Origin of the sequence: Nonomuraea sp. NPDC049141, from assembly GCF_040648415.1 — a bacterium.
GTDB lineage: Bacteria > Actinomycetota > Actinomycetes > Streptosporangiales > Streptosporangiaceae > Nonomuraea.
Genome location: NZ_JBEZDR010000021.1, coordinates 27,838 through 46,818 on the forward strand (window position 1 = coordinate 27,838; position 18,981 = coordinate 46,818).

The 18,981-nt window shown below is 67.6% G+C and carries 21 protein-coding genes; 7 read left to right on the plus strand and 14 right to left on the minus strand.

Annotation, left to right across the window (positions count from 1 at the left end; translation table 11 throughout):
* Nucleotides 1–120: 120 nt before the first annotated feature.
* Nucleotides 121–1,455, plus strand: a complete 1,335-nt coding sequence (locus tag AB0B91_RS46270; protein ID WP_358335030.1) for an ATP-binding protein — start codon at nucleotides 121–123, stop codon at nucleotides 1,453–1,455.
* The gene (locus AB0B91_RS46275; protein ID WP_358335033.1) at nucleotides 1,452–2,135 is read left to right on the plus strand and encodes a response regulator transcription factor; all 684 of its coding nucleotides are present in this window, start codon (nucleotides 1,452–1,454) and stop codon (nucleotides 2,133–2,135) included. The genes AB0B91_RS46270 and AB0B91_RS46275 overlap by 4 nt, the downstream gene beginning before the upstream one ends.
* 8 nt (nucleotides 2,136–2,143) lie before the next feature.
* Here the strand turns inward: AB0B91_RS46275 and AB0B91_RS46280 are convergent, their stop codons facing one another.
* The 6 genes from AB0B91_RS46280 to AB0B91_RS46305 form a co-directional block, all read right to left on the minus strand.
* On the minus strand, nucleotides 2,144–3,394 hold the full coding sequence (locus AB0B91_RS46280) for an ABC transporter permease (protein ID WP_358335036.1): 1,251 nt from the start codon (nucleotides 3,392–3,394) through the stop codon (nucleotides 2,144–2,146).
* A complete protein-coding gene (locus tag AB0B91_RS46285; RefSeq protein ID WP_358335039.1) occupies nucleotides 3,391–4,056 on the minus strand; it encodes an ABC transporter ATP-binding protein in 666 nt (221 codons plus the stop codon). Before AB0B91_RS46285 ends, AB0B91_RS46280 begins: the two co-directional genes overlap by 4 nt.
* Nucleotides 4,043–5,296: a peptidoglycan-binding protein gene (locus AB0B91_RS46290; RefSeq protein WP_358335042.1), complete on the minus strand. Its 1,254-nt coding sequence runs from the start codon at nucleotides 5,294–5,296 to the stop codon at nucleotides 4,043–4,045. Before AB0B91_RS46290 ends, AB0B91_RS46285 begins: the two co-directional genes overlap by 14 nt.
* A 7-nt stretch (nucleotides 5,297–5,303) precedes the next feature.
* Nucleotides 5,304–5,831 carry a hypothetical protein gene (locus AB0B91_RS46295; RefSeq protein WP_358335045.1) on the minus strand — a complete coding sequence of 176 codons (528 nt, stop codon included), beginning with the start codon at nucleotides 5,829–5,831 and terminating at the stop codon, nucleotides 5,304–5,306.
* A gap of 93 nt (nucleotides 5,832–5,924) precedes the next feature.
* On the minus strand, nucleotides 5,925–6,725 hold the full coding sequence (locus AB0B91_RS46300) for an FkbM family methyltransferase (RefSeq protein ID WP_358335052.1): 801 nt from the start codon (nucleotides 6,723–6,725) through the stop codon (nucleotides 5,925–5,927).
* Between the two features lie 225 nt (nucleotides 6,726–6,950).
* On the minus strand, nucleotides 6,951–7,283 hold the full coding sequence (locus AB0B91_RS46305; RefSeq protein WP_358335055.1) for a hypothetical protein: 333 nt from the start codon (nucleotides 7,281–7,283) through the stop codon (nucleotides 6,951–6,953).
* 780 nt (nucleotides 7,284–8,063) lie between these two features.
* Between AB0B91_RS46305 and AB0B91_RS46310 the strand changes: the two genes are divergently transcribed.
* The gene (locus AB0B91_RS46310; RefSeq protein ID WP_358335058.1) at nucleotides 8,064–8,906 is read left to right on the plus strand and encodes an AfsR/SARP family transcriptional regulator; all 843 of its coding nucleotides are present in this window, start codon (nucleotides 8,064–8,066) and stop codon (nucleotides 8,904–8,906) included.
* Between the two features lie 123 nt (nucleotides 8,907–9,029).
* On the opposite strand, the gene AB0B91_RS46315 is transcribed toward AB0B91_RS46310, so the two are convergent.
* Entirely contained in the window at nucleotides 9,030–10,064 is a 1,035-nt protein-coding gene (locus AB0B91_RS46315) for an aldo/keto reductase (RefSeq protein ID WP_358335060.1), read from the minus strand.
* A 116-nt stretch (nucleotides 10,065–10,180) separates the two neighbouring features.
* Between AB0B91_RS46315 and AB0B91_RS46320 the strand changes: the two genes are divergently transcribed.
* Nucleotides 10,181–10,753 (plus strand): helix-turn-helix domain-containing protein, encoded by a 573-nt coding sequence (locus tag AB0B91_RS46320; RefSeq protein ID WP_358335062.1) that lies wholly within the window; start codon nucleotides 10,181–10,183, stop codon nucleotides 10,751–10,753.
* 66 nt (nucleotides 10,754–10,819) lie between these two features.
* On the opposite strand, the gene AB0B91_RS46325 is transcribed toward AB0B91_RS46320, so the two are convergent.
* From AB0B91_RS46325 to AB0B91_RS46335, 3 genes are read right to left on the minus strand one after another with little or no spacing between them, the layout of a single operon-like run.
* A complete protein-coding gene (locus tag AB0B91_RS46325) occupies nucleotides 10,820–11,440 on the minus strand; it encodes a dihydrofolate reductase family protein (protein WP_358335064.1) in 621 nt (206 codons plus the stop codon).
* Nucleotides 11,440–11,946: an SRPBCC family protein gene (locus AB0B91_RS46330; protein ID WP_358335067.1), complete on the minus strand. Its 507-nt coding sequence runs from the start codon at nucleotides 11,944–11,946 to the stop codon at nucleotides 11,440–11,442. The genes AB0B91_RS46325 and AB0B91_RS46330 overlap by 1 nt, the downstream gene beginning before the upstream one ends.
* A 4-nt stretch (nucleotides 11,947–11,950) precedes the next feature.
* Nucleotides 11,951–12,292, minus strand: a complete 342-nt coding sequence (locus AB0B91_RS46335; protein ID WP_155354941.1) for a metalloregulator ArsR/SmtB family transcription factor — start codon at nucleotides 12,290–12,292, stop codon at nucleotides 11,951–11,953.
* A 1,067-nt stretch (nucleotides 12,293–13,359) separates the two neighbouring features.
* On the opposite strand from AB0B91_RS46335, the gene AB0B91_RS46340 reads away from it, so the two are divergent.
* Nucleotides 13,360–13,632, plus strand: a complete 273-nt coding sequence (locus AB0B91_RS46340) for a hypothetical protein (protein WP_358335070.1) — start codon at nucleotides 13,360–13,362, stop codon at nucleotides 13,630–13,632.
* A gap of 260 nt (nucleotides 13,633–13,892) precedes the next feature.
* Here AB0B91_RS46340 and AB0B91_RS46345 read toward each other — a convergent pair whose 3' ends face one another.
* The 4 genes from AB0B91_RS46345 to AB0B91_RS46360 all read right to left on the minus strand — a co-directional run bounded on the left by AB0B91_RS46345 (nucleotide 13,893) and on the right by AB0B91_RS46360 (nucleotide 16,752).
* Nucleotides 13,893–14,558 (minus strand): response regulator transcription factor, encoded by a 666-nt coding sequence (locus tag AB0B91_RS46345; RefSeq protein WP_358335073.1) that lies wholly within the window; start codon nucleotides 14,556–14,558, stop codon nucleotides 13,893–13,895.
* Complete coding sequence (locus AB0B91_RS46350; protein ID WP_358335075.1) at nucleotides 14,555–15,622, minus strand: ATP-binding protein; 1,068 nt, start codon at nucleotides 15,620–15,622, stop codon at nucleotides 14,555–14,557. The genes AB0B91_RS46345 and AB0B91_RS46350 overlap by 4 nt, the downstream gene beginning before the upstream one ends.
* 371 nt (nucleotides 15,623–15,993) lie before the next feature.
* A complete protein-coding gene (locus tag AB0B91_RS46355) occupies nucleotides 15,994–16,398 on the minus strand; it encodes an ATP-binding protein (RefSeq protein ID WP_358335078.1) in 405 nt (134 codons plus the stop codon).
* A 24-nt stretch (nucleotides 16,399–16,422) separates the two neighbouring features.
* A complete protein-coding gene (locus AB0B91_RS46360) occupies nucleotides 16,423–16,752 on the minus strand; it encodes a hypothetical protein (protein ID WP_358335080.1) in 330 nt (109 codons plus the stop codon).
* A gap of 136 nt (nucleotides 16,753–16,888) precedes the next feature.
* On the opposite strand from AB0B91_RS46360, the gene AB0B91_RS46365 reads away from it, so the two are divergent.
* Nucleotides 16,889–17,731, plus strand: a complete 843-nt coding sequence (locus tag AB0B91_RS46365) for a GntR family transcriptional regulator (RefSeq protein WP_358335083.1) — start codon at nucleotides 16,889–16,891, stop codon at nucleotides 17,729–17,731.
* Nucleotides 17,728–18,414 carry an HAD family hydrolase gene (locus AB0B91_RS46370; RefSeq protein ID WP_358335086.1) on the plus strand — a complete coding sequence of 229 codons (687 nt, stop codon included), beginning with the start codon at nucleotides 17,728–17,730 and terminating at the stop codon, nucleotides 18,412–18,414. Before AB0B91_RS46365 ends, AB0B91_RS46370 begins: the two co-directional genes overlap by 4 nt.
* Nucleotides 18,415–18,981: the final 567 nt, after the last annotated feature.

Genomic DNA, 18,981 nt, shown 5'->3' on the forward strand with positions numbered 1-18,981 from the left:
AGATGGTGAATGTCCTCCCGCTACGGGCTCCGGCCCCGGATAGCCATGTCATATGTGCTCATTTCTGCCATGTCGGCGCTGGTAGCGGGAGGAATCGCCGGTTTCGTCGTCCCCAGCGTGATGAAAACGCAAGTAACGGTGCACACCAGCAACGGCTGCACCCGGCAGGACCGCGCCGGACTCCTCGGGGCGGGCCAGGCCGCGGGCCTCAGCCTGCTCGCGGACGACCTGACCCGGCAGCAGGACGGCCGGTCCCGCCCGGAGATCCTGGCGGCGGTGGCCCGGCGCTGGCTGGCCGCGACCGCGTCGGCCGACAGCAAGATGGTGCGCGCGGTGGCCGGGCTGGACGGCCGGCTGGTGCAGCCCTCGGAGCCGGCGGCCTACGGCGCGGGGTCGACGCCCCCCGGGTTGTCGTCCAGCACGCAGGCACGCACCGGCGCGATCACGCTGTCGGGGAATGAGGTCGGCTGGGCGATCAACCCGGTGGAGGCCGCCGGGCAGGTGATCGGGGTCGTCTACGTACAGGACCGCAGCGTCACCGACGGCTCGCCGGTCGTCGATGTCGCCTCCGACGGCGACGACCGGGCGGGGCCGTTGTCGGCTGGGCTCGCACTGGTGGTGCTCGTCCCGGTGTGCTTGGTGTTCGGCCTGCTCAGCACCCGCAAGTTGATCAAAAGGATCCAGCGGCTGGCGGCCGGTGCGGCCACCATGGCCGCCGGCGACCTGACCACTCGGGTGCCGGTTTCCGCCGGTGACGAGATCGGCCGCCTGGAAGAGGGCTTCAACGTGATGGCCGAGCGGGTGGTCGCGGCCGGCCGGGTGGAGCGGGAGCTCGCCGGGGCGCAGGCGCGGCGGCTTGAGCGGACCCGGATCGCCAGGGAGCTGCACGATTCGGTCTCGCAGGATCTGTTCTCGCTGAGCCTGGTGGCCCGCAGCCTGCGGCGTACGCTGCCGGAGAGCTCGCGTTTCCAGGAGCAGGCCGAGTCCATGGAGAAGACCGTGGAGCACACGATGCGCGAGATGCGGGCGATGCTCCTGCAGTTGCGTCCGATCGCGCTGGAGGAGGCCGGCCTGGTGGCGACGTTGCGCGATCTGTGCGAGGCCTTCCAGGTACGGCTCGGCGTCACGGTCGAGACCGACCTGCACGAGGTGCGGCTGGGACCCGGCGCGGAGCATGCTGTGCTCAGGATCGTGCAGGAGGCGCTCAGCAACGCGACGCGGCACGGTGGCGCCCAGCGGATCGAGCTGCGCCTGAGGCAGAAGGGCGAGGAGATCGAGATCGTGGTCCGCGACTACGGCCGTGGCTTCGACATTGCGCAGAAGCACGACAGTCACGGGATGGGCCTGGAGATGATGCGTGAGCGGGTCATCGAGGTCGGCGGCGTGATCGAGGTGGTGAGTGCGCCCGACAGCGGTACGACGGTGCGGGTGCGGATTCCGGCGGAGGAAGCATGATCCGGGTGCTGATCGTGGACGATCACCAGGTGGTCCGCCAGGGACTGCGGTACGTCCTGGAGGACGAGGTGGACATCGAGGTGGCCGGGGAGTGCGCTGACGGGCCCGCGGCCTTGGCGGCGATCGAGAGCCTGCGGCCCGACGTCGTCCTGCTCGACATGGTGATGCCTGGTATGGGCGGGCTGGAGGTGCTGGAGCGACTCAGGGAGCGGCCGGCGCCGCCCGCCGTGATCGTGCTGACCTCTTTCGTGGAGAACGAGGTGGCGTTGCAGGCCATGCGCGGAGGCGCGCTGTCGTACCTGTCGAAGACCAGTGCGGTGGACCGGGTGGTGGAGGCGGTGCGCATGGCCGTGACGGGAGGGAGCGTGCTGGATCCGCCGGTCGCGGCGATGCTGGTCCAGCGGGTCCGCGATGACGACGGCCCCGCGAAGGAGGATCCGTTGCGGATGCTGGCGCCGCGGGAGCGCGACGTGCTGGCGGCGCTGGCGCGTGGCCAGTCGAACAGGGAGATCGCCAAGACGCTGTCGCTGAGCGAGACCACGGTCAAGTCCTATGTCTCCAGCATCCTCACCAAGCTGAGACTCCAAGACCGCACGCAAGCGGCCATCTTCGGCTTGCAGTGCGGTCTGGTCCCGCTGGGTGAGGCGCTCTCCGCCGACCAGCTCTCCGTCGAGGACTAGTGTCAAGCTCAGCCGGTCGTACGCAGCGCGTCGGTCGGCGACAGCGCCGCGGCGCGCAGCGCGGGGTAGAGCCCGGCGAGCACGCCGGACACGATCGCCACCCCGAACCCGCCGCCTATCGCGCTGGGCGGGATCGCGATGCCCCAGTCCTGCGCCATGGCCAGGGCCACGGTCACACCGGAACCGATCAGCACCCCGCCGAGCCCGCCCAGCGCGGACAGCACCAGCGACTCGGTGAGGAACTGCGCGGCGATGTGCATGCGGGTGGCGCCCAGGGTGCGGCGCAGCCCGATCTCCGCCCGGCGTTCGAGCACCGAGATGACCATGACGTTCGCGATGCCGATGGCGCCGACCAGCAGGGCGATCGCGCCCAGCCCGAGGAACAGCGCGCCGGCCGACTGCTTGACGGCGACCTGCGCGGTGAGCGCGTCGGAGGGCCGGCTCGCCTTGACCTGGAAGGGGTTGGCCGGGTTGGCCGTCTTCGCCAGCAGGCCGGCGACCTGCGGCACCTGGTCCGGGTCGGTCCGTACGTAGATGCGGCTGGGCGCGCCGTCGTAGTCGAGCAGTTCCTTGGCCGCGGCGAAGGAGACGAGTGCGGACCGGTCGATCTCGGGCGCCAGGGTGAAGGAGTTGAGGACGCCCGCGACCGTGAACCAGTGTCCGCCCAGCCACACCCGGGTGCCCAGGTCCAGCCGTACGATGCCGAGTTGCTTGGCCACGTCGCTGCCGAGCACGGCCACCGGCGCGTCGGCCGAGGTGAGGAATCGCCCGGATTTCAGCGACCCTTGCAGGGTGTCGAGGAGTGAGGCGTCCGTGGCGCGTACGGCCAGGCCGCCGGTCTGCCCGGTGGGGATCTGGTCGTTGCGGTAGACGTGAGCGGTGCTGATCTGCGCGGTGGGGGCGACCCCGAGCACGCCGGAGATCCGGCGGAGCATCGGCGCGGCCGTGGTGGGCAGCGCGACCTCGGTGCCGCCCAGGTCGTCGCCGTTCACCACGGTCAGGAGGTTGGTGCCGAGCCGGTCGAGCTGCGCCAGCAGGTGGGACTCGCTGGAGCGGGTGACGCCGAGCACCGCGACCATCGAGGCGATGCCGATCGCGATGCCCAGCGCCGACAGCACCGCCCGCGTTCTGCGGGTGCGCAGGCCCAGCGTGCCGGTGGGAATCAGGTCGTACAGCCGCAGCTTGCTGCGCTTGACCGGCGACCGTGTTGCGACGGCGTCCTTCTCGTCCCGCACGAGGCCGGACACAGAGCCGCTCATGACACCACCACCCCGTCACGTAGTTCGATGCAGCGTTCGCAGGCGGCGGCGACGCGTTCCTCGTGGGTGACCACGACCAGGGTCGTGCCCTCCTCGTTCAGCTCGCGCATGATGGCGAGGATCTCGCCGCCCTTGGCCGAGTCGAGGTTGCCGGTCGGCTCGTCGGCGAACACGATGGCGGGCCGGCCCACCACGGCCCGCGCGATCGCGACCCGCTGCCGTTCGCCGCCCGACAGCTTGGTGGCCCTGTGGTGCATCCGGTGGGCCAGGCCGACCCTTTCCAGCGCCTCGACGGCCGCCGCGCGGCGCTGCTTGGCCGGGATACCCCGATACAGCAGGCCGGAGGCCACGTTCTCGATCGCCGTCAGCGCTTCGAGCAGGAAGAACTGCTGGAACACCACGCCGACCCGCCAGGCGCGCAGCCCGGCGAGCTGCAGGTCGGTCAGCAGCTCGACGTGCTGGCCGTCGAGGCGTACGGACCCGCTGGTGGGCCGGTCCAGCCCGGCCATCAGGTGCAGCAGCGTCGACTTGCCGGATCCCGAGGCGCCGCGGACCGCGATCATCTCGCCCGCCTCGACGGAGAGGCTCACCCCGCGCACCGACTCCACGGGCGGCTCGCCCGGGTAGGTCTTGCGGACGTCCCGCAGCTCAAGAACCGTCACCGGGCACCTCCACCAGCATGCCGGGCTTGAGGTCCCCGGTCACTTCAGCCATGCCCGTGCTCTCGTCGAACAGCCCGGTCTCCACCGGCACCCGTCGCCGGCTGCCACCCTCCACCACGACCACCTCGTACGTGCCGAGCGGCCGGGCGAGCAGCGCCGTCATCGGCACCGCGATCACCTTCTTGTGCTGCTGGGTGACGATCGAGACCTGGACCTGTGCCTGGTCCAGGAACCCGCGTACCTTGCCGGTCAGCGAGATCGTCACCGGAGCCACCGATTTCGCCGCCGCGCCGCTGTCGGTCGCCGCGTCGGTGTCGGTGTCGGCGTCGACGGCCACCGCGCCGATGACCCTGATGCGGCCCTTGCGGGTCTTGCCGTCCGGCAGCGTGACCACGACCTGGTCGCCGACGCGGATCTGCGGCAGCTCGGCCGGGGCGAGCTGGACCAGCACCGCGGGAGCCCGGCTGGTGCCGTGGACGATGAGCTGGCCGGGCGCCACGACGCTGCCGACCTTGGTGTCCCAGCCGCCGACCCTGATCGCGGCCGGGACGAAGACGACATGGCCCAGCGGCACCTGACCGGTGACCTTGAGCTTGGCGGCCTTCTGCCAGCGGCGGAGCGCGTAGTAGGTCGCGTAGGAGAAGTGCCGGTCGACCGTCACGTTCTTGCCGTAGCCGAGTGCCTTGAGATTGCGCTCCAGTTGGAGGACGTCGAGCCCGTTCGAGACGCCCAGGCGCAGGTCGCGCCAGGCGGGGCGGTCACCGTACAGGAGCGGGACGCGAGCGCCGTCGATCTCGTAGGCAGCCTTGCCGCGCGTGACGGTGCTGCCGACGGCCGGCAGCCGGGTGACCACCCCCGAGCGGCTGACGATGACGTTGTACGCACCGGCGTACCCGAGCGTGCCGTTCACCAGCCGCCGCTCGGCCACGTCGGCCTGCTCGACCTTCGCCGTGGCCAGCGCCAGCCCGGGTGTCGCCGTGGGCGCCGGCCGGGCGGTGCTGTTCGTGGTCACCCGCATGACGCCCCATCCGACGGCGCCCGTCACGGCCAGGGCCAGCACTGTCACCAGCACGGTACGGCCGCGCCTGCCGCCTGACCGCCGCCGCTCCGTCGTCGGGGGCGCCGCCGGGGGTGTCGTCGAGCTCACCGACGTGGGCACCTCGTCCACCTGCCGCTCCTGCCGTAGCTCTTCCGGATGGTTCCCGGCGTCCTGCCGCTCCTGCTCGATGCGCCCGTGCACGCGATCCTCATCCCTTGCTGGTGACCGTCAGGCCGCCCGGGGGCAGCTGCGGCTGGCAGGCGTCGAACTGGGTCTGGTACAGGTCCTTGCCAGAGGGGCCGCCCAGCCGGGACGGCAGGGTGAAGCTGCCGTCAGCGTTCGGGTCGGGCCAGTCGGAGATGCCCTTCTGACGCATGCACTGCGCCCAGGTCCGCCACTTCGCCATGTCGGCCGCCGTCACCGGCTTGCCCTCCGGTCCCTGGTAGGCCGGGATCTTGTCGAGGATCGTCTTGCACGCGGACTGGGCCGCGGCCGGCGGGGCGGTCGTGCCGGGCGCGAGCCGCCACTGCCCGTTGCTGTCTTGCACAGGGTCGGGGAAGTTCGGCTCGCCGTTCTTACGGATGCACTGCGCCAGCTCGCGGTACTGCGCCGCGACGTCGTCGGAGCCGCCGGTCGCCTTCGGCGCCTCCTTGCTGCACGCGGTGAGCCCGAACGCCAGCGCGCCCGTCGCTGCCAGCACGACCATTCTTCTGATGACGTTCTTGGAAGGGATCATGCCTTTACCTTCCTCCCGGGCCACCCCTCCCGGCCTCCGCCAAAGGTTGCCAACCCGCCCCCACACTTTGGGGGGTACGCCGCCCCGCACCGGTCAGGCCTCGGCGAAGACGATGCGGCGGCCCAGGGAACCCTCGTCGGTGGCGGGGAGCACGTGAGCGCGGTAACCCCGCCCGCCGAGCGCCCGGAGGACGAGCTCCAGCCGGCCCTCGGTGGCCGTGCCGGGCTCGTCGTGGACCTCCACCGCGACGCGGCGGATCAGCGGCCAGTGCCGGTCGTCGATGCCGTCCAGCACCTCGATCTCCGCCCGCTGCACGTCGATCTTGAGCAGGTCGACGCGGGAGAGCGCCAGCTCGGCGATGACGGTGGACAGCCTGCGGAGCGGGCAGGGGTAGAGCACTTCCCGGAAGTGATGCGCCAGCATCTCGTCCAGCAGGCCGAGATCGTCCCCCAGCTCCGCAGCGTGCTCCCGCAGCACCAGCTCCCGGACGAAGGCCCGGTCCAGGTCCGTGGCGGCGTGGGAGTGCTGGGCCGACATGATCGAATAGCCGGGGTAGTAGACGAACTCGGTGTCCCCGTCGCGGTCGGACAGCCCGTACGGGTAGGCCCGGCCGGCCACGCCGTGCCGCCGCAGATTCCTGGTGAGCGCCTCGAACACGGGAGGCAGCGGCTCGAAGGCGTACACCTGCGCGGAGGGGCACATCGTCTTGACGAAGAGCGCGAACATCCCGATGTTCGCACCAGCGTCGAGGACCACCGCGTCCGGCGGCAGCGTCGTTCCGGGCGGCAGGTAGGAGCGGTGCGCGAAGATGTCCGTGTACAGATACTGCGTCTCGTGCGGGTTGATGCCCTCGACCTCCGCCAGGTCGAGGTCCCCGCCGGCGATCTCGGTCATGGGGCAACGCTCCGTCTCATCGATGGTGTCGTCCGGCCGCCGTCACCGAGGGAGGTCGCCTGGGCGCAGGATGTTGACATGGAGAGGCCCGCCACCTGACCGGTGGCGGGCCGCAAGCCGCTGTCGTCGCCCGGGGTGATCCAGCGGGTCGAGCCCCGGGTGGAGTAACCGCGCCGGCCGGAATTCGGCAATCTCGGCCTCGGTCACTTTCGTGGCCGTCAAGTCTCAGCAGTAGACCTGCCGGTACTCGTACGTGTTGTCATTCTGCAACCGGCGATACAGGTCATAGGGAAGTCCAAACGGCGGCTGTACGGTGCGGACGAATTCCCAGCCGGGCGGCGCCTGGCCGGGACAACGCGGCCCGGCCGGGAACGTCACGGAGGAATTCGCGATGGCGGGTGTGGCCGATATGCCGGTGGAGATAATGGCGGCGGCGCACAGCGAAAGGCCTATTATCGACTTCACGGAGATTCCGTTCTGGGCGAGGGAATGGAATTCGTAAATGCGCGTGTCACCCCGATGCGCAGTTTCACGATCGCACATCCGCAGACGGGTCACAAGCAGCGGACATTCCGCCGCTATCGATCTGCCAGTACGGCTCCATTGGTTTAAAGTGACACAGCTGTGCCCGCCGGCGGCTGCCGGGCGAACGCGCTCACCGGATGGCCTGCCGGGGCCGTCGCGGCGGCCCCGGCGCCCCGGACGCGCTGGGCGAGGCCCGGCCGCGCACAGGCTCTGTAGCTGGGCAACGGCTCGGGGGCGGCTCGGCGGCGCCACCCGGGCCGACGGCGCGCGGCGCTCAGCAGGCCTGTTGTGTATCCCGTGGGCGTACTCGCCGGTAATATTCATGCGGTAACGCACTTAATCCGGAGAGTGGTCCGATCATTGGCGCAGCGCACCCCGTGTCCGGTTTTCTGCCAGTGCATGATCGTTTAATAGTTGAGCTCCTCGCCGCACACCATGTCGGATGTGAACGAAGAATCCGCCCGGGTTTGACATGATTGATTGCTGGGGTGCACCATGGCCATTGGCGAACGTCCGACCATCGGGTTAGACGACGTCGTCCGCTAACACGTCCGGCAGCCCTAAATGGCGAACCACGATCTGGAAAATCGCCACTTAGAAGAGCTGGTCGCCACCGCACCGGGCCACGGGCCCGCTTGAAGCATGGCCTTATCTGCTTCGTCCCCGTTCGCCGTCGATCCCAGATTGCCACTCTATTCGGAATCTCGATCCGGCCGGGTGTGTAGATCGAGGATATTCGAGATCCCGCCTTTGCTGAATACCCGGCCCCCGCATCTTGCACTCGTCGAAAAACCTAGAACTACGGGGAGCATCATGTATTTCTACATTCTGGGCAGCATCGAAGTGAGGTTCTCTGGTCGGCGCATTCCCATCACCGCACCGAAACAGCGGGCCGTGCTCGCGACCCTCATCCTCAACACGAACAACGAGGTGCCGGTAGACCGGTTCATCAAGTACGTATGGGATGGTCAACCTCCGGTAGGCGCGCAAACCACCTTACAATCGTATGTCTATCGACTCCGTCAGGCCCTGCGCCCACTGGCGGGCGTGGAAATATGCACCGGCTCGGCCAGCTATATGCTGCAGGCCGGCTCGGACGACACGGACCTGGGCTACTTCAAGCAGCAGGTCAAAAACGCGCACGCGGAGGCGCAACGGGGGCATCTCAGGTGTTCGGTGCAGATTTTCCGGGATGCGTTGAATATCTGGCGGGGAAATGCGCTCGCCGGGGTCCAGGGTGAGTTGATTCGACAGGAGGCGCGTTTCCTGGAGAGTGAGAGAATAGCTGTCTACGAAGAGTTGTACGGCTCCGAGATCGCTTTGGGAAACTATCGGCAGATCATTCCGGAGTTGCAGAAGCGGGTGGCGGCATATCCGTTCCACGAAGCTTTGCGATCTCAGCTCATGGCCGCTCTCTATTGTTCCGGCCGGCAGGCAGAAGCGCTGCAGCACTACACGCACATTCGTAAGCGGTTAAGTGCTGAGTTAGGCATCGAGCCGGGGTCTGAGCTGCAGGAACTCCAGCGTGCCATCCTCGACCGGGTGCCCACCAAGCGGCTCCTGTCACAATCGTTCCCGGCCTGGCCGATCGACGGCAACGGGTCATCCGACTTCTCCGAGGGCCCGTCGATCGACGCTTGGACAGGCCGTACCTGATAGGTGCCCTATCCGCTCGCGTCACGCTTCGGGAGAACGTGACCGGCCGTTGTACGGACTTTCGCCGGCATTCTGTGCCTGGCCTGCTCTACGAGGGTGAGCAGGCAGCGCGGCCGGAGTGAGTCAGCGGCGGCGGGAGGCGGCGGCGAGCGCGGTCGTGCTGGTCTGCCACATGTTGTCGGCGGTGTTGACCGTGTGGCCGGGAGGCACGATCTCGTCGATCCGGTCGAGCAGGTCGTCGGACAGGACGACGCCGTCCGCCTCCAGGTAGGCCTCCAGATGCTCCATGGTGCGCGGGCCGACGATCGCGGAGGTGACCGCCGGGTGGCGGGTGACGAACGCGATCGCCAGCTGGACGAGCGTCATCCCGGCCTCGTCGGCGAGTGCCCCGAGGGCGTCGGCGGCGTCGAGCTTGGCCGCGTTCGCCGGGGACGTGGCGTCGTAGGCGGCGGGGAAGCGGCTCAGGCGGGCCGGCGAGCCCGGCCCGGCGATCTCCATGCCCTTGCGGTAGCGGCCGGTCAGCCAGCCGCCGGCCACCGGGCTGTAGGCCAGCACGCCCATCCCGTAGCGCCGGCAGGTCGGCAGCACGTCGTACTCGACGGCGCGGGTGAGGATCGAGTACGGGGGCTGCTCGGTGCGGAAGCGTTCGCGGCCCCGGCGCTCGGCGGTCCACTGGGCCTCGACGATCTCGGAGGCGGCGACCGTCGAGGCGCCGATCAGCCGGATCTTCCCGGCGCGGACCAGGTCGGACAGGACGCCCAGGGTCTCGTCGACGTCGATGGCCGCATCGAGGCGGTGAACCTGGTAGAGGTCGATCCAGTCGGTCCCCAGCCGGCGCAGCGAGCCCTCGACCGCCTGGGTGATCCACCGCCGCGACGTCCCCCGCTGGTTGGGATCTTCACCGAACGGCAGGCTGACCTTCGTGGCGAGGACGACGTTCTCGCGCCGGCCGGCGAGCGCCTTTCCCACGATCTCCTCCGACTCCCCGCCGGAGTAGACGTCGGCGGTGTCGATGAAGTTGATCCCGGCGTCGAGCGCGCGATGAACAATCTTGATCGAGTCATCGTGATCGGTGTTGCCGAAGGCGCCGAACATCATCGCGCCGAGGCACAACTCGCTGACGGAGACGCCGGTTCGTCCGAGAGGACGGTAGTCCATGAGGGCTCCTCAAGTCGCCGCGGACGGGCCGCGGCAGGTGGATATACTCAGGCTCCACGCAGAACCGGAGAGCCTGTCCGGTAAGCGTAACGGATAGCCTATCCACTTAGGAAACGATGACCCCGGACCAGCCGCCCCGGCCACCCGCGCCGTCGAGACGGGCCGACGCCGAGCGCAACCGCGACAAGATCCTCGCTGCCGCCCGCGCCGCCTTCGCCGAGCCCGGCGCGCAGGTGTCGATGGCCGAGGTCTCCCGGCGCGCCGGGGTAGGCATGGCGACCCTCTACCGCAATTTCCCCGGCCGCCGGGAGCTTCTGGAGGCCCTCTACGTCAACGAGGTCGACGCCATCTGCGCGGCCGCCGTACACGTCGAGGGCGAGACGCCGGGAGCGGTGCTCGCGGCCTGGCTGCACCGGGCCTTCGCCTTCTTCACCAGCAAGCACGACATCGCCTCCGAGTTGCTGGCGCAGTCCGACGGCGACAACCCCGTCTTCAACGAGAGCCGCTCCCGCGTGCTCGCCGCCGGCCGGCCGCTCCTCGCCGCCGCGCAGGAAGCCCGCGACGTACGCGCGGACCTCACCCTTGAGCAGGTCCTCGACATGATCATCGCCATCTCCGCGATTCACGGCGACCCCGGCTACGTCCGTCCGATCCTGGCGGCGGCGATCGACGGGATACGCGCGTCCTGATCAGGCCGGCTCGGCCGCCCGCCATCGCCGACGCCGCTCGGCGGGGGAGCGCTGAGGTCGAGACGGTTACCGCTGCCGGACTGCGTAGGTCAGGTGGGTCACCCGCTGCGTCGGCTCCGCGCGGACCGGCTCCAGGGCCACGCGGCCCGCGTCCACGCCCTCGAACAGGCGGATTCCGGAGCCGAACAGCACGGGTGAGAGCGCGATCGAGAACTCGTTGATCAGGCCGGCGTTCACGTACTCCAGGATCGTCGCGCCGCCGCCCGCGATGCGGACGTCTCGGTCGCCGGCGGCCTCGCGGGCCTGGTCGAGCGCGGTCTCGATGCCGTCGTTGACGAAGTGGAAGGTGGTCCCACCCGGCCGCTCCCAGGGGTCACGCTTCTCGTGCGTCACGACGAAGACCGGCGTGTGGAACGGCGCCTCCTCCGGCCACATCTGCTCGCCGGCGTCGAACATGCGCTTGCCCATCACGCTCGCGCCGGTGCGCTCGAACGTCTCCCGCACGATGTCGTTGTCGCGCCCTTCCTCGCCGCCCTTGCCGAGCTTGAGGTTCTCCCGGAAGAATCGCTGCGGGAATATCCACCGCTGCAGTTCCATCCACTGCTGCCCCATCAAATCCCCGAGGGACTCGGGTGCGATGAAACCGTCCAGCGACATCGACACGCTGAAGAACACTTTCCCGGCCATCAGCCCTCAACTCCCTTCCGAAGGATCTCGGTGACGTAGGCAGCCAGGTTGCTCAGGGTCTGCTGGCCACCCTCGATCGCGTGGTACTTCTCGACCGCCTCGTCGCGCAGCTCCTTGGTGGGGAACACCGTGCGCATCTCGATCCGGGTCGCCGCGCCGTCGGGCGCGAACGTGAGGACCGACTCGAAGGCGTTCGGATCGTCGCGGGACTCACCGTGCAGCAGCGCGATCCGCTCCGGCGGGGCGATCTCGGTCCAGGAGATCCACTCCTGGTAGTCCGTCCCGTCCGGTCCGTGCATCACGAAGTCCCAGTCCCCGCCGACGCGGAACTCGAACGCCCGCGTGGTGGTGGTGAACCCCTCCGGTCCCCACCATCGCGACAGGTGCCGGACTTCGGTGAACGCCTCGAACACCAGCTCCCGTGGGGCACTGATGACCCGGGAGATCACGATCTCGCGGTCGGCCGTCGCTGACTGCGCCGGCGCGTCCCGTCCTGTTGCTGCCATCGGGTCACTCCTCCTGCCTTGCCTGCTTGAGGTCCTGCACGTACGCGTCCAGCCGGTCGAAGCTCTCGTTCCAGAACCGCTCGAACCCGCCGGTCCACTCGTGGATCGGTCGCAGCCCGCGGGCGTCTAGGCCGTACAGACGCTGCTTGCCTGCCTTGCGGTCCCGCACCAGCCCGACCTCCCGGAGCACCCGCAGGTGTTTGGACGCCCCCGGCTGGGTCATCCCCAGCTCCTGGGCCAACTCGGTCACCGGCCGCTCACCCGCCCGCAGCAACGCCAGGATCTCCCGGCGCTGCGGCTCGGCGATCGCGTTGAAGACGTCCGACGTCGTCGCTGCTCGTGCCATGACAGTCATCATATTCCTATATCGGCATGCGTCAAGCCGGAGGAATCAGGCGGGGTCTTGTCAGATGACGATCGTGACCCTTGCGAGCGGCTGCGGAAACGCGCATCCCGGAGACGGCACGCTCGACGGCGGCGGGCAGGGAGGGCGATGGGTGAGCAGCACGCCAACGGCTGGCGGGTGAGCCGCCACCGGCTGGTGGCCGATGCCGGAGCGCTCGACGTGGGCCGCGTGCTGGTGTCTCTCCGCCTTCGCCGCTACACGCTCCGATCCTCACGTCGGCGACGTCGTTGCCACCATGTCCAGTCGGAGTCGGGGGACATAGGCGATTCTGGTGAGGTTCGACGGAGGTAATACCGGTCGACGGGTAGGACCAGGGCATACAGATGCGGTCTGGACCACAAAGGTAAGCCGACGAGAGCCCGTTGAAGCCACCGGCGGGGCGCATCTCCGGTGCACTCCTCGCACTCGCACCTGAAGAAGAGGCGATCAGCGGTCCCGACCAGGGCCGCCTCCTGCCAAGCCACCAGCGATGCCGCCACCGCACCCGGCCACATTCGGGTGTGTTCGAAGGCGATCACCGCGGCCATGGGACGACGGCCAAGCCCGGGAACATGATGAATCACAGCTCTGTGGGTCCCACACGCCGATCCTGGCGTACGGACCTCGAAAGGGCGCCTACGCGGCATGGCCCTTTCTGGTCGATGTCACGAGCATGATGATCGCATGCCTCGCGCCTGATCTCCAGGCCTCCGACTGCTAAGACGACCACGCCTCCGGCGGGGGCCACTCTGGCTCCGGGATGATCGCGACGAACCCAGGGCCGTCAGTGGCTGAGGTGAGCTGATCGTCCCGTCGCCGTGAACCCTCTGACTTGGACGCGTGGTCACGTCCAGGGCCGGCGTACTGTCCACTGTCGTGCGGTGGCCTTGACGGCCGCGGCCTGCTGTGCGTCTTTGCCGACGTAGGCTTACGGTCATGGCGTGACCGAGCTTTGTTCGCCAGACTAGCTTGGGAGGATCCGTGACGCGCAGCAGCACGTTCGTGTCCCCGGCCTTCAGTTCCGCGCGGTGAGCAAGAAGGAGCGAGACGACCCCGACGACTTCGGAGGGATCAGTTTCGGCGGCATGACCTTCATCCTGACCGTCGTGGCCTTAGGACGCCCCTGGGAGACGCTCAAGGAACTCTTCAGGTCGATCCGTCGACTGGGGCGTCGAGTGCTCAGGCTCGTACTGGCTCCCTTCCGACTGGCTACCTTGATCGTGTGGTCGCGTATGGCAGATCGACACCGCACCTTCGAGGACCACCTGCACGGCGTTCACGAGGACAGAGATCCCTCGTGACCGCGCATCAGTGGCCCGCGAGTTCGGAGCCGGTCAGCACACTGGCTTTTGGTATCGGGAGAGGCGCAGTTCGAACCCTTGTCTCGGCCGGAGGCCATAGGTCAGCGAGGCTCGCCCCGGACTGAGCAGCCAGCGTGTTGCCCGTGTGTCGAAGGTCTCAACGTGCGCCGTGACGCGGGCGCAGCGGTCGGCTGCCGCGCGGGGGCCTGCGGGTCAGGCTGTGTCGCCCCGTACCCAACCTCTGTCTGTGGTCAGTACAGCTAGCCGACGGTGACCAGGTTGCTCTCGTAGGCGGCGATCACGAGCTGGGCGCGGTCGCAGGCGTGCAACTTGGCCAGCAACTGGCCGATGTGGGTCTTCACGGTGGCCATGCTGACGATGAGGTGTTCGGCGATCTCGGTGTTGGACAGCCCCTGGCCGACGAGCTTGAGCACCTCGCGTTCCCGCGCCGTGATGCCGTTCAGGGAGCGGGCCGACCGTTGCCGAGGTTGCGGCTGCCGGGCGAACTCTCCGATGAGGCGCCGGGTCACGGAGGGGGCGAGCAGCGCCTCGCCACCCGCCACGACTCGGATCGCGGAGAGCAGGTCGCCGGGCGGGGTGTCCTTGAGCAGGAACCCGCTGGCGCCCGCGCGCAGCGCCGAGAAGACGTAGGCGTCCAGGTCGAAGGTGGTCAGGATCAGCACCTTCACGCTCGCGGTCGTCGGTTCCCCACAGATCCGCCGGGTCGCCTCGATCCCGTCGAGCTCGGGCATCCGGATGTCCATCAACACGACGTCCGGCCGCAGCGCGATGGCCCGCTCGACGGCCTGCAGCCCGTCCCCGGCCTCGCCGACGACCTCCAGCCCGGGGGTGGTTGCGATCAGCAACGCGAAGCTTGCCCTGAGCAACCGCTGGTCGTCGGCGATCAGCACCCGGACGCCGGTCATGTGGGCACCCCCTCCAGGGGAAGCCTCGCGTGGACCCGGAACCCGCGGCCTGCCAGTGGCCCGGCGGTGAACTCGCCCCCGTAGACGGCGACGCGTTCGCGCATGCCGATCAGCCCATGGCCCGGGGAGTGGCCGGTCGGAGCCCGGCGGCCGTCGTCGGTCACTTCGATCTCCATTGCATTGTCCGTCCTGTCGACCCGCACCACGCAGCCCGCCGGAGCGGCATGCTTGATTACGTTGGTCAGGGACTCCTGCACGATGCGGTAGACCGCGACCCCGATGGTAGCCTTGCTTCGTGGCCACCGGGAGCCGTCTGGGTCGGTGCGCTCGGCCTTACGTACCTGGTTGATCAGTTCGCCTGGATCGTCGGCGGCCAGGATGTCCATGAATTGTCGCCAGGTGGCGAGTTGGAAGAGGTCGACGAGTCGTGATGCCCCGTCGCTGAGCGGTGCCGCGGCTCTTACGGAGTTGATCGGCATGGTTCCGGTAAGGGCGTGTTCGGCTGCCAGTGAGTCGGTGGAGGCAACCCAGTAGCCGTCTTCCTTGTTTCGGTGTTGGAGTAGGGCTTCTTGGAATCGATGCCGTTCCTTCCCGTGTGCCTTGGAGGGGGAGGGGTGGTCGGTGAGGTGTGTCCGCAGGTCCGCGGCGACGTCGTCCAGGCGTTCGTCGGTGATCACGATCGGTTCTGCTGCGGCGTCCACATCCAGCACGAGCACCGAGTCGGACAGGACCAGCCACTCCAGAGTTGTGTTCGTTCGGCGGAGCGCGACCACGATTGCCGAGGGTGATCCCGGATGTGCGAGGTCGCAGGTTGACGAGTGCACTGACGCCACGGCCTTGATGCTCCGGGCCAGCGCGTCGGTCAACGAGCCGTCCTCGATCCCGAGTGTGCCCAGCAAGGAAGTACCGAGCGTGCGCGCGTACCACGCCACGCTGTGACGGCATCCCGTCTGAAGTTCTGGAGGGTAACCGGCACCGTCCAGGACGACCACGCCGTTAGGGATGGCACCGACAAAGTCCTCGTTGGCGCGGTCGGCGCTGGCTGCTTCCGTGGCGAGGGCCAAGCGCACGTTCGTCACTTCTCCTCATGCCCGGTAGAGGGGACTGGCCAGTTCGGCTGACGGGGCGAATGGCGGACCGTCGGTTGGGCACACCTCGCGGGCTCACCGAGCCAGCCCGGTAAGCAGGGCGGCCCACAGAAGGTGGGCTTCCGTGAGTCGTACATGCTGAGTCTCAGCGACAACATTCTCCTCTCCCTGGACGACACGCCGAACAAAGCCCAAGCCGCCGGACTGGCAGAGTTCGTAGTAGACGGCGCGGCAGTCGCATGTCCAAGCGATTACTCGGCATCGACGATCGTCGCGAGGGGGCAGCCATTCAAGTCGTACGCTCGCCGACTGCGGCAACGGCGGATGAGGTGCCAGGCAGGAGGTTATCAGCATGATGCCGTCTGCGGTCCCGTGCTGAGCGCGGCCCACACGGTCCTGCCGCGTTCATCGCTCCAGACGCCCCAGTCGATCGACAGGCTGGAGACGAGAAGGAGCCCGCGGCCGCCTTCGCCATCCGGGGAGTGCCTGAAGACCAGGGGAGAAGACTGGCCGCCTTCGTCGAGTACGCCGAGCCAGAGACGGTCTGGATGAGCTTGGACGCTCACCAAGAAGCGCCCCCCGAATCGTCCGCTGGCGGTGTGGCGTATCGCGTTGGTGGCCAGTTCGCTGACGATGAGCTCGGCCGCGTCGACCGCTGGCCAGTCGCGGAGTAGTGAAGTGATGAAGCGCCGGGCTTCCCTGACAGAGGGAGCGGAGCCGAGGAAGTAGCGAGACAAGCGCCAGGCCGACATGGGTAAGCTCCGGGTACTACCTGGTCAGGCTGCCTTGGCGGCGGCGGGGCGGATGGTTTCGGTGCGAAAGCCGAGCCCGGAGCGCCTGTTCATCCGCCAGTACAAGTCGGCCAGACCGACGGGCACGACCCGCGCGCCTTCGAGGATCTGCGGGAACGTCTCGCTCGGGAACGTCACCACGATCACCGCGTTGCGCCGCTCGTCGTTCGGCTTGGGCAGGAGCGGGATGGTGTAGAGCTCACGGCCTTCGGCGTCCCTCTTCACCTCGCCGGTGGCGCGGTCGACGATCTTCGGCTCGGGTTCGCCCGCAACCGTGAACGCCAGGGCGGTGGTGTCTACGAGGGTGTTACGCATGCTGATCGCTCCTTGAGGTTGCCTAACTTGGCTAGACAGCTTGTAATGGTTCTATGTTGTTCAGCATGGCTAGCCATGTCAAGCCTTATAGAATAACTGGCCTAGGCGACCTAGGAGAACTAGGCTGATTTGTGTGATGAGTCTTGATCCTGACGATCCTCGCCCGCCCTACCAGCAAGTCGCCAACGCCCTGCGCGCGGCGATCCTGACTAAGAAGTTCGATCCGGGGGAGAAGCTGCCCTCAGGAACCGAACTCGCCAAGCAGTACGGCGTGGCGCGCATGACCGTGCAGCAGGCCATCCGGATCCTCCGCGACGAAGGCCTGATCGTGTCGCGGCAAGGCAGCGGCGTGTTCGTCCGCGAACGGACAGAGCGGCCGGTAGAGCTGCGGCCCCACATTGAACAAGCCTTCGACGCCAGCCACGTCACCATCGACTTCGCCGGCTTCTCCGGGGAGACGCTGCACGGCATGCTCCAGGAGCCGCTGGACAAGATCCGCCTTGGACGGCTCACACCGGACTCCATCGGCATCCGCATCCTGGTACCGGACATGGAGCACCCCATGTCACTGCCCTGCCGCGCCGAGGACCTCACCGACTGCCCGACCATCCGGGATCGCGGCCACCGCATCCAGCAACGCAGCACCCAGGCCATCGCCGATGCCGTGCACGAACTCGCGGACCTCGGCTTGGTGAAGTCCGCATCCGTCGAAGTGCGCGTTCACCAGACCACACCCACGTTCAAGTTCTACGTGATCAACCGGGACCAGGTGTTCTTCGGCTTCTATCCGGTGATCAAGCACACCGTGCGGATCAAGGGCGAGCCGCGAGAGCTGTACGACGTGATGGGCAAGGACGCCGTCCTGTTCCACTACCAGGTGACTGAGGACGCCTCCTCGATGCAGTCGCAGTACGTGGCCCAGGTACGGATGTGGTTCGACAGCATGTGGGGCACTATCAGCCGGGAAGTCGAGCTGTGACCGACGCGCTGGTTGAGATCTTCCGGCAGACCCGGGTCGTCCTGCTCGACTTCGACGGCCCGGTGTGTCGCATCTTCGCCGGTCTCCCAGCGCCCAGGGTTGCCGATGGGCTCAAGCGCCTGCTGCGGCACCAGGGTGTCCGGTTGCCCCAGGACGTCGCCGGGCTGGACGATCCACTCAAGGTCCTGCGTCGGACGGCGGACATCGCGCCCGAACTGGTGGACAAGATTGAGGCCGCGTTCATGGCCTACGAGATCGAAGCAGCAGACTCTGCCGAGATCACACCAGGCGTGCGGGAACTGCTGACGGCGTGTGCCGAGGTAGGCCGACCGGTCGTGATCGTGAGCAACAACTCAGAGCCTGCCATCGAGAGATTCCTTGACCTCGCCGGTCTCAATGGAGGAGTCGACGGCCTCGTGGGTCGCCCAATCGGTGACCCTGCCGAGATGAAGCCCCATCCGCGATCAGTGCTACGAGCATGTGAGATGGCCGATGTTCGGTCAGATGAGGCCGTGCTGATCGGGGACTCGGCGTTCGACATGGAAGCCGCGACCAATGCGGGATCCCGCAGCATCGCCTACGCCAACCAGGAGGGCAAGGACGTAACTCTTGCTGAGGCAGGCGCCGACGCGGTAAGTAATGACATGCGAGAGATCGCCGCAGCAGTGAAGGCCAGCCGGTAGAGGTTGTAGGCGTGGTTCATACCTCCTCTACGTAATCAAGCCGCGGCCTCTCCGGGCCGGTCCCGCCCGGCCACCCCGCCGCGCATCCGGCCCCAGCAGAAGCTGTAAGGCGGGGTGCACGCCGCAGACTGGACCAGCAGCCTATAGGCGGCCATCAACCATCATGAGGTGTCGGTCTAGTGGCCGGCATGCGCAATTCCGGCTGCGTTCTTCGAAGTCGCCACGTAATCTAGGGATTCACCAGCATGCGTCTCCTGGAGTGCCATGTTCCGTAGATCGCTGAAGAAGCGTAAGAAGTCGATTTGGCATGAGGAAATCGATAATACCTTTCCTGAATGTAGTCGAATTATAGAAAGACTACTTGTCCATCATCAGTCGAGGTCCAGATCGCTAGCCAGATATTCCACGATATGGTTTCGATTGTTTGGGGGAATCGAAATCGTGCTTGGGGTTACGCTACCGCTTCTCTTCATCTATCCGCAGACCCAGGACAATACGCCATTGCTTGCAAGTGTGAGCGTAATAGTGGCAGTTTCGTCTGCGTTGAGTGCCTTCTTTGGGTGGAGT